Origin of the sequence: Alteromonas sp. DY56-G5 (assembly GCF_041414725.1) — a bacterium.
GTDB lineage: Bacteria > Pseudomonadota > Gammaproteobacteria > Enterobacterales > Alteromonadaceae > Alteromonas > Alteromonas macleodii.
On sequence record NZ_JANHZQ010000013.1, the window covers coordinates 1 to 14,367 of the forward strand.

The 14,367-nt window shown below is 45.0% G+C and carries 12 protein-coding genes and 1 other RNA gene; 7 read left to right on the forward strand and 6 right to left on the reverse strand.

The genetic code is table 11. From position 1 onward, the window contains the following. Positions 1-115: 115 nt before the first annotated feature. From NO989_RS08575 to NO989_RS08590, 4 genes are all read right to left on the reverse strand, one after another. Positions 116-1,288, reverse strand: coding sequence for an FAD-dependent monooxygenase (locus NO989_RS08575; RefSeq protein WP_371342393.1), 1,173 nt, complete (start codon positions 1,286-1,288; stop codon positions 116-118). Beyond that, entirely contained in the window at positions 1,275-2,621 is a 1,347-nt protein-coding gene (locus NO989_RS08580; RefSeq protein ID WP_371342394.1) for an FAD-dependent monooxygenase, read from the reverse strand. Before NO989_RS08580 ends, NO989_RS08575 begins: the two co-directional genes overlap by 14 nt. A 179-nt stretch (positions 2,622-2,800) precedes the next feature. After that, positions 2,801-4,120, reverse strand: a complete 1,320-nt coding sequence (gene pepP / locus NO989_RS08585; protein WP_371342395.1) for a Xaa-Pro aminopeptidase — start codon at positions 4,118-4,120, stop codon at positions 2,801-2,803. A 75-nt stretch (positions 4,121-4,195) separates the two neighbouring features. Next, positions 4,196-4,762 carry a UPF0149 family protein gene (locus NO989_RS08590; protein ID WP_039228193.1) on the reverse strand — a complete coding sequence of 189 codons (567 nt, stop codon included), beginning with the start codon at positions 4,760-4,762 and terminating at the stop codon, positions 4,196-4,198. A 594-nt stretch (positions 4,763-5,356) separates the two neighbouring features. Here NO989_RS08590 and ssrS point away from each other — a divergent pair. From ssrS to serA, 7 genes are all read left to right on the forward strand, one after another. Beyond that, positions 5,357-5,539: non-coding RNA, 6S RNA (gene ssrS, locus NO989_RS08595), on the forward strand. Positions 5,540-5,560: 21 nt separating this feature from the next. Beyond that, positions 5,561-6,457 carry a ribokinase gene (locus tag NO989_RS08600; RefSeq protein ID WP_014950380.1) on the forward strand — a complete coding sequence of 299 codons (897 nt, stop codon included), beginning with the start codon at positions 5,561-5,563 and terminating at the stop codon, positions 6,455-6,457. Positions 6,458-6,479: 22 nt separating this feature from the next. Then, the gene (locus tag NO989_RS08605) at positions 6,480-7,421 is read left to right on the forward strand and encodes a nucleoside hydrolase (RefSeq protein WP_014977204.1); all 942 of its coding nucleotides are present in this window, start codon (positions 6,480-6,482) and stop codon (positions 7,419-7,421) included. 66 nt (positions 7,422-7,487) lie between these two features. Then, complete coding sequence (locus NO989_RS08610; protein WP_269351340.1) at positions 7,488-9,116, forward strand: ATP-binding protein; 1,629 nt, start codon at positions 7,488-7,490, stop codon at positions 9,114-9,116. Positions 9,117-9,430: 314 nt separating this feature from the next. Continuing rightward, positions 9,431-10,051, forward strand: coding sequence for a 5-formyltetrahydrofolate cyclo-ligase (locus NO989_RS08615; protein ID WP_371342421.1), 621 nt, complete (start codon positions 9,431-9,433; stop codon positions 10,049-10,051). A gap of 90 nt (positions 10,052-10,141) precedes the next feature. Then, the gene (gene rpiA / locus NO989_RS08620) at positions 10,142-10,798 is read left to right on the forward strand and encodes a ribose-5-phosphate isomerase RpiA (RefSeq protein WP_014950385.1); all 657 of its coding nucleotides are present in this window, start codon (positions 10,142-10,144) and stop codon (positions 10,796-10,798) included. Between the two features lie 346 nt (positions 10,799-11,144). Then, positions 11,145-12,374, forward strand: coding sequence for a phosphoglycerate dehydrogenase (serA, locus tag NO989_RS08625; protein ID WP_321824740.1), 1,230 nt, complete (start codon positions 11,145-11,147; stop codon positions 12,372-12,374). 126 nt (positions 12,375-12,500) lie between these two features. Here the strand turns inward: serA and NO989_RS08630 are convergent, their stop codons facing one another. Together NO989_RS08630 and NO989_RS08635 are read right to left on the reverse strand one after the other, a co-directional pair. Beyond that, a complete protein-coding gene (locus NO989_RS08630) occupies positions 12,501-13,259 on the reverse strand; it encodes a DUF481 domain-containing protein (RefSeq protein ID WP_321824741.1) in 759 nt (252 codons plus the stop codon). Positions 13,260-13,473: 214 nt separating this feature from the next. Continuing rightward, positions 13,474-14,277 carry a DUF481 domain-containing protein gene (locus tag NO989_RS08635; protein ID WP_321824742.1) on the reverse strand — a complete coding sequence of 268 codons (804 nt, stop codon included), beginning with the start codon at positions 14,275-14,277 and terminating at the stop codon, positions 13,474-13,476. Positions 14,278-14,367 lie beyond the last annotated feature (90 nt).

Consider the following 14,367-nt stretch of genomic DNA (forward strand, 5'->3'; position numbering starts at 1 on the left):
GATCACCAAACGTCATGAATGTTCCCTTTATTTTTTATCTTACTGAATTTTAGTCATTATTTGTGGGGATACCTCAGACTCTGACCCCATTTTTTGTGACCCCATTTTTTTGGATTTATAGGCCCATGGCATGGCTGACAAAGGCGGTTTTAATGGTGCTGAGTTTGTCTGTGGTTGTAAGGCCAATTCCTCTGAGCAACTTTTTGAGGGGGTCGTCGCCGTCGAATAAGAATTTAAAGCCGTCCATTGCGGCAATCATTTTCGTGGCTTCTGTTTTACGGCTTCGTTCGTAGCTGCGTAAATGCTTGTACAAACCTATGTCTTTACCCGACGCCTTTAAGTCATTTAGGGTTTCTGCCAATGCGAGCGCATCTTGCATTCCCAAGTTAGCGCCCTGCCCTGCAAGCGGGTGAATGGTATGCGATGCATCGCCTACCAGCACCACACCGTCTTTCGCCCACTGGCGTGCATAACGCATGGTCAACGGGAAAGCGGCGCGCTTGGTTTCAAGCGAAATAGTGCCAAGAACGCTATTACTAGCCGCAGTTAATGCATTGCAGAACGCGGCGTCATCCACCGCCATTAATGAGTTTGCTTGCTCTGGCGTTTGCGACCATACAATAGAACATACATTTGGCTCAGACATAGGCAGTAGCGCGAGCGGTCCTGTGGGTGTGAACGCTTGTCTCGCCACATTATTATGCGGCTCTACCGTTTTGATATTAGCGACAATCGCCGTATGCTCGTAGTCTTTAAAAGTAATAGGCAAGCCAGCCTGCTTTCTCACAAACGAGTTTGCGCCATCGGCGCCTACTAACAACCTGCAGCTTAGCACGTCATCATTATCAAGCATCAGCATGGTTTGATTTGGTCCAGCTAATACTCTATCAATACCCGCGGTGATCAACTCCACGTTAGGCTGCGCTTCCACAGATTTAGACAATGCATTGACTAAAGCCTGATTCTCTACAATCACGCCAAGCGCATCACTGCCCATTTCATCGCATGAAAAATGAATGTCGCCAAAACTATCTTTGTCCCATACATGCATGTCGGTGTAAGGGTTGGCGCGGTCTTGCTGCAAATGCGACCACACATCAAACTGCTGCAACGCTTTAATATTAGCCTGGTTTATGGCACTCACTCTCGCCGTAGGCTTCTCGTCCAGAGTCTGATAACACGCCGCTTTATCGACTATTGCTATGCTCAATTCACTGTGTTTAAGCGCCGCTGCAAGGGTTAGCCCTACAATTCCGCCGCCCACTATCGCTATATCAACATGCTGCATTGTTATCTCTTTTTCTTAGTGGTGTTTCGCCATAGCCCGTCGTGTATTTAACAAACGCTTTTTTCGCCTGGGGCATCATGCTTAATGCAAATAACGACAAATTACGCCCAATTACCGTTGGAAAATACTGGTTTGAAAAGGTGCGAACTAGCGTATCGGTCAGGGCTATCGTGTTATCCCTGTCATTCTTACGCGAATTGGCGTAATGCTGAGTAATACTAAAAGCGCCTGCATCGAAATTAGCTGATGCGATTGTATCGCTTTTCTCTTCGTATGAATTATGCTCACCGTGCTTTTCCGCTGACGCTTGCAGAACAGACACTAAAGCACTTAAGTCGCGTAAGCCTAGATTGAAGCCTTGCCCTGCAATAGGATGTAGCGCCTGTGCCGCATTGCCTACCACCACGGTGCGATGACTAGCAACTTGCTGCGCCTTAGTAAGCGCTAACGGGTAACTTGCCAACTCACTGACTCTCAGTACTTTGCCCTGTCGATAGCCAAATGCTTCCTGTAGGGCCTTGATAAATGCGCGTTGATTTAATGCCATTAACGACTTTGCGGCTTCGGTATCTACGGTCCATACAACTGAAAAGCCGTTTCCACTAGCCTTGATATCGTCGATTTCACTGTCGAAAGGCAGGAACGCTAACGGGCCACTTTGGGTGAAACGCTCGTAAGCTCTGTTTTCATGAGGGAGCTGAGTGTGAACGTTAAAGACAATGGCCGTTTGATGATAATCATTGACTGTTTTTGAAATGCCAACCTGGTCAGCTAATCCTGAACGACCGCCATCGGCCAATACCAGCAACTTTGTAGTAAGCGATTGCCCACTATCTAGCTGCACCTCTACAAAATTAGACTGCTGCTTTACGTTAGTTACTTTAGCTGGTGCGATATATTGGTAGCTTGAGGTTGCACCTGCCGCCAATCGCGTTAGTGCGCTTAAGCTCACCACCTGGCCGAACGCGTCAATGTGGTAGTCACTGCTTTGAAGGTTTAATAGCCCCAAGTGCCCTTTGTCGCTAACCTCAATAAGCTTAATTTGAGGAGGTAACTCACCGTTGTGCTGCTTAGCTACATCGTCAAGGTTTAGCCCCATGTGAGACAGTTCTTCAACAGTACGTCTTGCCAAGGCAATCACTCGGGTGTCGGTAAAAGGGTTAAAGTCGACTAAGCTCTTACTGGTTTGCTCTGGGTCAGCCGCATCAATTAGGGTGACAGATAAGCCAGCGCTGTTTGCAGGAGATACTTTCTCTGCGAGTGCTTTGGCTAATACAGTACCGACAATACCACCACCAATAATTACTACATCAACCGCTGCTGCCGATTCCACTGTTTTTATTTTCCTGTCGCCCAGAGGCTATAATTATTAAAAGCGTTAATTCTGAGATTTTTTCTTTATGTTAAAGGCTAGTTTTTAGCGTAACTTAAACCGGTAACTCAAACCAAAATTCCGTATTTCACACTTATCGCAGTTTTTCAAACCTTGGTAAAACTAGCAAATTTTGACAACTAGTCTCTGCTTTCAGCCATAAGCGCTTCAATTTCATCAATGTCTTTTGGCACGTCTGCAGTAAGAATATCGACACCCGTCGCAGTAATCACCACATCGTCTTCAATTCTTACACCAATGCCTTTGTATTTTTCCGGCACGTTGCTGTCTTGGCTAATGTAAATGCCGGGCTCAACAGTGATCACCATGCCAGGCTTTAACGGACGGTCTTCACCGTCAATCTTGTAGTTGCCTACATCATGCACATCTAGACCTAAATAGTGCCCTAAACCATGCATGTAAAACTGACGCCACGTTTCATTTTCAAGGTTTTCTGCCACACTACCTTCAAGAACGCCAAGGTCAACTAAACCTTGAGTAATAATTTCTACGCTATGTAACATAGCTTGTGACAAGGTAACGCCGGGCGCTAACATGTCTAACACGCTTTTTTGCGCTTTTAATACAACGGTGTAAATTTCGCGCTGAGCATGTGTGAACTTTCCATTTGCAGGAAACGTTCGCGTGATATCCGCAGCATAACCTTGATATTCAGCACCTGCATCGATCAAGATCAAGTCACCGTCATTTACCTGCGCGTTATTTTGCGTGTAATGCAAAATACACGCATTGTCGCCGCTTCCAACAATAGTGCTATAAGCAGGTGAACGGGCTCCCGCCATCGCAAATTCATGGTGAATTTCAGCTTCTAGCTGGTACTCGTAACAACCAGGCGCGGCGAACTGCATAGATCGCTTGTGCGCACGTGCGCTTATCTCACCCGCCGCTTTCATCATGGCCACTTCACACGCTGACTTGAATAAGCGCATTTCGTGTAAAATAGGCTGTAAGTCGTGAATCGCCCTTGGCGCCAGTGATTCTTTAGGCGCATCGCGCAAGGTGTTTAGCGCTTCAGAAAATAACAGGTCATTGTCTTTCTTGTGACCCAACGAAAAGTACACATTGTCCTGACCTTGAATTGACGCTAACAGCGCTTCTTCAAGTTCTTGCAACTCAAACGCTTCATCTAGACTAAATCGAGCAAGTGCAGCTTCAGCCCCTAAACGTTTGCCGTGCCAAATTTCTGCACTTTTGTCTTTCTCTTGTACCACCATTGCACGATAACTTTCACCGTAACGAGGGTGGTTAGACAATATCAACCAAGCATTAGGCTCTTCAAATCCTGTCAGATACCAAAAGTCGCTATCTTGCCTGAATGTATATTCGGTATCGCGACTTCGGGTTACCATACCTGCTGCAGGCACAATACACACACTATTCGGCTCGCACTGTGCAAGCAGTCGGTCCTGCCTGGCGATAAACTCTTGCGCACTAATCATAAAAGAGAAAACCCTAAAAAATCTCGTTAAAACGGATGGCGACTTACGGCCACTTTTAATATCTTCAGTTAATTACTAGTGTACGGATGGCGTGTCTTGTTGATCATCTAGAAGTGATTGGCCCAGTTCGCTGAAGCATAAAATTGCTGAAATTTTCACGTATTCTTCAACCTCTAACAGCGCCTTCTCAGACTCTTCGTCCGCGTCCATTGGCTCTTCCATACGTGAAATATCTGAAAAGTCTTCAAGTGCTTCTTTTACGTCGTCAGAACATTGCATAAGGTCTTGCTGGTGTAGACCAAACCCAAGCATGAAACCTTGCACCCAGTTTATTAGCGCAGCACCGCGATCGTTGATAGGCGCTTGATCATCAGGAAGTAACAAATTGAGCGCGAATTCAGGCTCAAGAAGCTGCTGACAGGTTTGATTGAAAAGGCTATTTAAAAGGTGCTGGGTAGGGTCGCTAAACGCATCACCCTGATTAATGGTTTCACTTAACGCTTCTAGCCATTTTTGGTCGGTAAGCGACATGCCTCCGCAAAGCATACCGCACAGGATGCCATGCACTTCTGCAGCATCAACAATTACGCCTTGCTGAGACAATTTATTACTTACGCTATCGTAATCGAGCTGTTTTTCCACGAATTGTTCTCTTTTGTTTTGAATAGTTTGAGATACAGGCGCCACTTTTATATAGCGATTAACTACCGTCTATTTTGGCGGCGACTTACGTCACTGTCATCTCTTGATGGAGTTAATACTAGCAAAAATCAATGTGTAACGCCTCTTTTTGCCCTGCCACTGCTCTAACTTTGAACAAACAGCAAAAGTACATTGAAGGTCTAATAACACTGTGTCGTACACACTTTACACAACGGTACTTAAACGTTGTTTACTCACTGTTCAAACGATATTTAATTTGCGGCTATTTAGCTAAATTCGTTGCCGGACGGCTAGCAACATCGTCAGAATTCATCTAAGATCGCTGGTGTTGGATACGGAATTCCTTTCGCAACAGCGTGACAACGTTCATTAGCCTTTAATGCCTGAATAGCTTGTTGGTTATTATTGAGCTTCTCTTATATGCGTGTATAATTGCTGACCAATTGGTCAAGAAAAGTAATATTTTTTTACCGCTTTTATAATCACCACGCAAAATAGTTATAAAGCGCTTTAGGTGATCCTCTTCACTGGATCTCGCGTTTGTTATACCCTGTTGCGTTAATACAACAACAATGTTTCCTGGGATGTTTGCTAGTTCATTCATGTCCCTGGCCGATGCTTTAAACCAAGGAAGTTGAAACAGCTGCTATTGTGCAAGCTCGACGCGTATCGAGAAGCCTACGGCAATTGTGATACTTCCGCCCTGAACTTTTCGGTTCACGGGCGAAACATGGACAGCGGCATTCTGGGAAGCGCCCTCTTTCGACGGAAGAAGAAATGGCAATAATAAATTTTGGCTCTATAAATATTGACCACGTTTATCAGGTAGATCACTTTGTACAACCTGGTGAGACGTTGGCCTCTACCCATTATCAAACCTTATTAGGTGGTAAGGGTGCAAACCAGTCTATTGCTTTAGCGCAAGCAGGTGCAGACGTAAGACACGTCGGCAGCATTCACGAAAACGACGCCTCATTTAAACAAGCTCTTATTAAGAAGGGTGTTGATTGTCGTGGCGTAAAGTGCTCAGAAGTTCCTTCAGGTCACGCGATTATCCAAGTCACGCCTAGCGGTGAAAACGCCATTGTATTATTTGGTGGTGCTAACCAAACCATTACCGCAAAAACCGTAATGCAAGCGTTAGACGATACGCGTCCTTCAGATTGGGTACTAACCCAAAATGAAACAAGCAGCATTGAAGAAGTACTTCGCCAAGCGAAAGAAAAGCAGCTTAAAGTAGCCTTTAACCCGGCGCCTATGAGCGAATCGGTTAAACAGCTTCCGTTAGACTGTGTAGATTTACTTATTGTAAATGAAACCGAAGCTGCTGCGATTACCGGTAAAGAAGAACTTGAAGATATTGTGACAGTGTTCAAAGAGCAGTGGTCACACAGCGAAGTTATTATTACACTGGGTAAAGCGGGTGTAATGATGCTGCGCAAAAACGATGTTGTAGAAGTAAAAGCATTCTCTGTAGACGCGGTTGATACCACCGCAGCCGGTGACACCTTTATCGGTTATTTCCTGTCTGCATATAGCAACCACACCGATGCTAAACAAGCATTGCGTCGCGGGTGTGCAGCTTCAGCCATTGCGGTAACCCGCGAGGGCGCAGCGCAGAGTATTCCAACACAAAAAGAAGTGGATCGTTTCTTAGCGAAACACGCCAACTAGCAAGACGCACTGAGATAAATTGATGGCACATAAGATCATATTAGATACGGATCCGGGGATTGATGATGCAATGGCGATCTTTTTCGCCTTTCAGTCTCCAGACATTGAAGTACTTGGCTTAACGACCGTTTACGGTAACGTTCCAGTAACAATGGCAGCGCAAAACGCACTGACGCTTTGCGAGATTGCAGGTAAAGATATTCCTGTAACTAAAGGTGTTGGCATGCCATGGGTTGGCCCAGAGTCAACGTACGCACACTTCGTACACGGTGAGCACGGCTTCGGTCATATTAAACCAGAAGCGCCTAAAACCGAGCTTGACCCACGCAGTTCTGCGCAGTTTATTGTTGATATGGCACGTAAGTACCCTGGTGAAGTCACCATTGTTGCTATTGGCCCACTAGGTAACTTGGCCCTTGCGCTTCGTCTTGAGCCAGAACTTCCTAAGTTGGTAAAAGGCGTTAGCATAATGGGTGGTGCAGCGTTTGTACCAGGTAACGTTACGCCGGTAGCTGAAGCGAACATTTGGAACGATGCACATGCAGCAGAAATCGTTTTCGCAGCAGACTGGGAACTGACCATGTTTGGTTTGGACGTGACAAACTTCACGCCATTCTCACCAGCCTTTGTTGAAAAGCTTGAAGAGAAAAACAATACCCTTGGTGGTTTTGTGAAAGAAAGCGCTCAGTTCTACATGGATTTCTACTCGCAAAACCGTGAAGATCGCGTGTGTTTCTTCCACGATGCCTTCCCGATTGCCCACCTTCGTCACCCTGAGCTATTTGAACTGACTGAAGGTCACGTACGCGTTGGAACAGGGACACTAGATAGAGGGCAAACCGTAGTTGCGCCTAAAGGTACAACACCGAGTCCGCTATGGAATGAAGCAAATACCATAAAGGTAGCGACTAAAGTTGACCACAAAAAGCTGGAACAACTATTCATAGACACCTACGCTCTATGATATGGTTAAGGGATTGTTAATACACAATCCCTTTTTTATTTAAAGCTAGGTTTAAACTTAACGGTTATGAAAGCGGCGCCCCTCCCTCAAAATGAAGATGAACGTCTTGCCGAACTGCTCAGCTACGACGTACTTGATACTGAAGCTGAACAACTCTTTGATGACCTTACAGCCCTGGCCTCTCAAATTTGTGAAACCCCTATCGCGCTTATCAGCCTCATTGATCCAAACCGCCAATGGTTTAAATCACGGGTAGGTTTAGACGCAGAAGAAACATCACGAGATATCGCGTTTTGCTCACATGCTATTTTGCAAAGCGATGTGTTTGAAATACCTAACGCTACGTTAGACCCCCGGTTTCACGATAACCCGCTAGTGACTGGCGCGCCTGATATTCGGTTTTACGCCGGCGCACCACTGATTACCCCGTCTGGCCATGCAATTGGCACGCTGTGCGCCATTGATTGCAAACCACGTAACCTGACCGAAACACAAAAAGCATCACTTCAAACACTAAGTAAATCGGTAGTAGCACATTTAGAGTTAAAGCGGAAAAACCGAGAGCTTGAGCGCACCAGTCAATTCAAGTCTGACTTTCTTTCTTACGTAAGCCACGAAATTAGAACACCGCTTAATGCCATAAATACGTTTAGTCAGTTACTTGAAGGCGAAGCCCAAAAGTTAAATTTGCCCTCGTCATTTACCACCCCGCTTTCTCATGTAAGCCAAAGCGGTGAAAGGCTTTTAGAAATAGTAAATTCTGTTTTAGATATAAAGCAGATAGAAGCGGGGAAAATGCGTGTAATGCCACGCGCGGTGAATACCAAAGACTTTTTCACCCACTTATTTTCGCTTACTAAGATCCGCGCTGAAGACAGCGGTATCGTATTTAGCACCAGTATTGATGACGCTGTGCCCGACTCGTTGTTTTTCGATGACACCAAATTTGGTCAAGTAGCGCTTAACTTGCTGTCGAATGCGATTAAGTTCACTAATCAGGGCAAGTCAGTAAAAGCGCAGGTAAAATACAAAAGCGGCAAGGTAATATTTAATGTCATTGATCAAGGCATTGGTATGAGCGATGACGATCAAAAACGGCTTTTTACACCTTTCGAGCGAATGGAAAACGCCCGTCAAATAAGTGGAACCGGCTTAGGCTTGAACATATCGAAGCGCCTTGTCGAGCTCATGGACGGGTCTATTAAAGTTAGTAGTAAATTGAATCACGGTACCCGAATAAGTGTGACCTTACCTGCCGACGCCCTAAGCGCAAACCAGTTCGTTGAGGCACAACCGCGTAGCTTTGTTGCCCAAGTAAACATAGATAACTCAGTAAATGTATTGGTAGTTGAAGACCACTATATAAACCAAGTGGTTATTCAAACTTTGTTTGAAAAACTGGGCGTGTCGCTTTCTGTGGTAAGCACTGGCGAGGAAGGCGTTGAATACGCCAAGTCTAATCCCGTCGACTTAGTTCTTATGGATCTTAATTTACCAGGTATTCAAGGCGATGAAGCAACAGTAAAAATAAAGGGGTTTAAGCCAAACTTGCCTATTGTTGCATTGACGGCCGATGTCATTACCCAGCCTGAATATTTGCGAGAACAAGGTCTTGATGACGTACTCACTAAACCCATAGATAGTAGTGAATTGATGCGTGTGCTCAATCACTATTTAGGGCATCCAGACCAATGATTCTATTTGTTTTATTTAAGTAGCTTTATCTAAATAGTTTTGTCTAAGTAGTTTTACCAAAGTGATTTTACCTGAGTCATCTTTATCTGGCTCAGCAAACCTTTTTAACAGCCGTGGTAGTATAAGCTAACTCAATTGTAAGACAGGAGAACTCCTCTACCATGTCCCCCTCATCTTCAGGAAGCGGTACTTCTAGATCGTTGACGTCTAACAAGGTTAATTCAACGGAAACGGCTTCAGCACCAGCTTTAGCAATGAAACCAACGCATATTGCGCCGTCGCAAACCATACAAACAAGCGTTTCTAAAGAAGATATGCAGGCCCGCGCTCAGCTTAGAAAAAAGCTTCGCGAGGCACGCCGAGGGTTAACTAACCAGCAACATACGGACGCCGCTAAGCGCATTGCTTCACGACTACGTACAATGCCCTTTCTTGATAACAGCACGACCATAGCCGGATATTTGGTTAACGATGGCGAGGTCGATTTAACGTATTTTATTGAGTCTATTTGGCAGTCTTCACATGATAAAAAATTCGCACTACCTGTATTACACCCCGTATGTAAAGGACATTTGTTATTTTTGTCTTATACCCAGCACTCTCAATTGGTGAAGAATAAGTACAACATTGAAGAGCCAGTATTGTCGTGTGAAAACGTCGTTCCCGTTAGGCAATGCGACGTTATTCTTATGCCTCTTGTAGGGTTTGATGTAAACGGCAATCGCCTCGGTATGGGGGGCGGCTACTACGACCGAACTTTAAGTTTTACCCAACGCGCGCCAGATTCACATTCACTTTCGGGCAGTAAAACGCCCAAGTTAGTGGGTATTGCCCACGACATTCAAGAAGTAGATGCTCTGCCCATTGCACCATGGGATGTCCCCCTTGATGCCATCGTGACGCCCTCGCGCACACTGCAATTCACTAAACCGTGATAGTCATTATAACAAATTGAACATACGAACTTGTGGGTTCACGTGCGCTTATAAGTTACACTTGCGAACACAATAAGTCGGAGAATGACCATGGATCAGAACGCAAAAAAACAAGCCGTAGCCAAAGCAGCCATCGAATATGTTGAAGCAGACAGCATTGTCGGTGTGGGTACAGGTTCTACCGTAAATTTTTTTATTGAAGAACTCGGTAAAATTAAACACAAAATTGAGGGTGCAGTATCAAGTTCAGAAGCCTCTACCGAGCGTTTAAAAGCCTTGGGCATTGAGGTGTTCGAGTTAAACGAAGTCAGCAATCTATCGGTTTATATCGACGGTGCCGATGAAGTCACCGAACACAAGCATATGATTAAAGGCGGAGGCGCAGCACTCACTCGCGAGAAAATTGTAGCCGGTGCGGCGACCACGTTTGTGTGTATTGTTGATGAAAGCAAGCGCGTTCCTGTGTTGGGCTCGTTCCCCCTTCCCGTTGAAGTTATTCCCATGGCTCGCTCTTTCGTAGCACGAGAGCTAGTAAAGCTTGGTGGCGATCCTGAATATAGGCAAGGTGTTGTCACCGATAACGGCAACGTTATTTTAGATGTTCACAACCTTGAGATTCTGAATCCTCGTGAGCTAGAACAAAAAATAAATAACATTCCTGGCGTGGTAACGAACGGCATTTTCGCACTACGAGGCGCGGACATAGTGCTAAGTGCTACAGATAGTGGTGTTGAAACCTTTAAGTGATAACTGAGTAAGACGTATAGTGCGGTGAAAAGCTATACAAAATACTACTTTCAACTTAACGCGTTTTCTGTTAGTTTCCGTTTAGACGTCTAGATGTCCTTAAAAAAGTTCACTAAGCGTCTCAACCTTTACGTTAGTTAAGGCCAATTCCTTAATAACGAAAGCAATCAACGTGATTATAAAAGTTTGGTAGCAATAACGCCCAAGCAAGCCTTTCAGAGCTGCAAAGCGATGTCGTTGCAGCGCAGGTTATACACAGCTTTGTGTTGAATACTGCAAGTTTCTGAGAGTCTTGGATTGGCGGTGCAAGCAAACCACAATTACATCAGTGAGAGATAGCGAGTTCATGAGCAAAGTTTCATTAGAGAAGGATAAGATCCGAATTTTGTTGTTGGAAGGTGTTCACCAAAGTGCTTTGGAGACACTAAAAAGCAATGGGTATAGCAATATTGAATTTCTCAAAACCTCTCTTCCTGAAGACGAGTTAATTGAGAAAATTAAAGACGCCCACTTTGTTGGTATTCGCTCGCGCACTCAAATTACAGAGAAGGTAGTTGAAGCAGCACAAAAACTTGTGGCTATCGGTTGTTTCTGTATTGGCACCAACCAAGTTGATCTTGGAGCCACCCAACGCCGCGGCATTCCCGTGTTTAACGCGCCATTTTCCAACACTCGTTCGGTTGCAGAACTTGTACTTGGCCAAATTATCCTTTTACTTCGCCAAGTGCCGAGTAAAAATGCCAAGGCTCACCGCGGTGAGTGGGAAAAAACGGCAGTCGGCTCATATGAAGCCCGTGGAAAAACACTGGGTATCATTGGCTATGGCCATATAGGCACACAGCTGAGTATCCTTGCTGAACACTTAGGTATGCGCGTTCAATTTTTCGATATCGAAGACAAGCTTGTGCTAGGTAATTCTGCCCAAGTCAAATCGCTTGAAAAGCTGCTTAATACCTCTGACGTTGTTTCACTTCACGTTCCTGAAACACCACAAACTCAGGATATGATTGGTGAAAAAGAATTGTCTCAAATGAAGAAAGGCAGCATTTTGATTAACGCGTCTCGCGGTACTGTGGTGGATATCGATGCGCTTGCGAAGGCATTGGAAAGCGGCCAACTAAACGGCGCTGCTATTGATGTATTCCCAGTTGAGCCTAAATCTAATACTGAAGAATTCGAGTCGCCGCTTCGCGTATTCGATAATGTGATTCTGACCCCGCATGTGGGCGGTAGCACACAAGAAGCGCAAGAAAATATTGGTATTGAAGTGGCGGGTAAACTCGCGAAGTACAGCGACAACGGTTCAACGCTGTCAGCCGTTAACTTCCCTGAAGTGTCACTGCCAGAGCATACTGGTCGTTCACGCCTACTTCACGTACACAAAAACCAGCCAGGTATTCTTACTCAGATTAACCAAGCGTTTGCAGAAAAAGGCATTAACATCGAAGCCCAGTACCTACAAACTAACGCAGAAATTGGTTATGTAGTAGTGGATGTTAAAGAAGACCGTGGTTATGAGGCACTTGCAGAGCTTCAGCAAATTGATGGCACAATTAAGACACGTATTCTTCACTAAGAAGAGTTGTTTTAAGACTAAATAAAAACGCTGCACAATGTGCAGCGTTTTTTTATGCCTATGATTTTACTTCAATGCGTTGAAGTGCCCAGCCCTACTTCGATACGCCGAGCAACTAAGGTCGGCTTAGAAGAAGTTGTAAACTAAGCTAACTGCAGTTTCTGTGTCTAGTTTTTCAACGTCGTCTTCAACATTGGTGTTGTGGTCAAGCTTAAAAGAAAGACGCATTGAAAGGTTACCGCTGATTGTAGCTGTAAGGGCAGACTCAGCACGAGATTTCGTGTTATCAGAACCCACTTCGGTACTTACTGTTTGCGTAAATTTAGCGGTATCAGAAATTTTCCAAGAATAAGCTGATGACGCACGAACAATCATGCTATCTAAGCTTTCACCATCCTGAGTTTCGATGAATGAGTAACCAGGACCGATTGAGTATTCAAGGGTGTGACGCTTGTTCTCAAGTACTTTTTGGTTCCAACCCGCAGCAATAGTTGATTGGTAATTAAAGTTACTAAAGCGATCGTCTTCATATGAAGCGAAGCCGAACAAACGGTTATCAGGATTTTCTAGTTTGTAGTTACCCTGGGCTGAGCCAAAGAACTTCTGTGCAGAAGTAAACTCGATATCTTCTTGCTCGCCTGCATCATTTTCTTGTTGAACAGTTTCCTGTTTGTACAGACCTTTTAAAACGTAGTCGTTACTCCATTTTTCAAGCTCTTGGTGAGCCTGTATACCCGCACTGATTGACGTGGTTTCAGTGTTACCTGAAGTCGAAATAAAACCTAGCTCACCTTCCATTGTAAAAGGCTTAACGTCATCGTCTTGAGCAAAAGCGGCTGGAGAAAGAGAAATTGCAATTAAAGATGCAAGCACTTGCTTTTTCATTGAACAATCCTATTGATTATCGGTCCATTCGTTGTACTCGATACCTTTTGAACTGCAAGGCGGTACAACACGAGTTTTTAAAAGAGATCTGCTAGACAGCGCCGCGAGGCGACAAGCACTAGAAACAATGGTGCGCAGTGTACATTTTCAAAGCTCTCAGTCAATGCGAACACGATAAAAAGCCAAAGATAACCCGTTAATTTACACTAATTGACTAAAAAAACTGATAGACCAGCGCCACAGAGGTCTCTGTGCTTAAGGCTGCAACATCTTCTGCGGTGTCTGTTTCATGGTTTAGTATGAAGGATAGCTTCATCGCCAGTGAACCGAATACGTTGGCTGAAAGCGAAGTTTCTGACCGCGATTTCATATTTTCTTCACCCGCCTCAGTGCTAACAAACTGCCTTAGCTTGGCACCTGAACTCCAGTGGTATTTGTATTCGGCGGACGCTCTTACAATGATGCCATCGTTGACTACGCTTTCATTATCTTCTTCAGCTTCAATAAAACTGTAGCCAGGACCAATGCTATAGCGAAACTCACTGTCTTCACTGCGCCAGAGGCGCTGAGACCAGCCCGCTGCCAGCGAAGCACGGTGATCGTAACCGGTAAATTGATCGTCTTCGTAATCACCGTACATAAAAAGACGGCGACCAGGCGTCATTAGTTTATAGTCGAACTGCGCGCTAGTGAAAAAGCGCTGGGCGCTGATGTCCCGCTCTGTTGTTGGCGTACCGCTTTCTTTATAGAGCAACTCTGCGAAGTAGATACTGCTCCAATTTTCTGTTTCATGGTCCGCATTGACCGCGGCTTTCACGCTGGCAGCTGAGGTGTTTCCGGTGTTTACAAGTGCACCTAGTTCACCGTCTAGCGTAAAACGAGGAATTTCATCATCGGTGTCGGGCGTGAAGTCTGCGTGATAGAGGGTTTGTATAAGATCCCTCGCACTTGCGTGCACACACACGCAGCAACAAACAATGCCAACAACAATGCTTGGCCGGAAGATTTTTTTGAACATAATCTGATTTACGTTGAGCTTTATAGTTTTTAGATTACGTCTTAGTACGACGCTTGTTATACCAATCCTCTGGATGAGCTTTACTACATT

Coding starts and splice junctions, on each gene's coding strand:
- NO989_RS08575 (WP_371342393.1), bottom strand. CDS start 1,288: ATGCAGCATGTTGATATAGCGATAGTGGGCGGCGGAATTGTAGGGCTA.
- pepP (WP_371342395.1), bottom strand. CDS start 4,120: ATGATTAGTGCGCAAGAGTTTATCGCCAGGCAGGACCGACTGCTTGCA.
- NO989_RS08600 (WP_014950380.1), top strand. CDS start 5,561: ATGGCAATAATAAATTTTGGCTCTATAAATATTGACCACGTTTATCAG.
- NO989_RS08605 (WP_014977204.1), top strand. CDS start 6,480: ATGGCACATAAGATCATATTAGATACGGATCCGGGGATTGATGATGCA.
- NO989_RS08610 (WP_269351340.1), top strand. CDS start 7,488: ATGAAAGCGGCGCCCCTCCCTCAAAATGAAGATGAACGTCTTGCCGAA.
- NO989_RS08615 (WP_371342421.1), top strand. CDS start 9,431: ATGCAGGCCCGCGCTCAGCTTAGAAAAAAGCTTCGCGAGGCACGCCGA.
- rpiA (WP_014950385.1), top strand. CDS start 10,142: ATGGATCAGAACGCAAAAAAACAAGCCGTAGCCAAAGCAGCCATCGAA.
- serA (WP_321824740.1), top strand. CDS start 11,145: ATGAGCAAAGTTTCATTAGAGAAGGATAAGATCCGAATTTTGTTGTTG.
- NO989_RS08630 (WP_321824741.1), bottom strand. CDS start 13,259: ATGAAAAAGCAAGTGCTTGCATCTTTAATTGCAATTTCTCTTTCTCCA.
- NO989_RS08635 (WP_321824742.1), bottom strand. CDS start 14,277: ATGTTCAAAAAAATCTTCCGGCCAAGCATTGTTGTTGGCATTGTTTGT.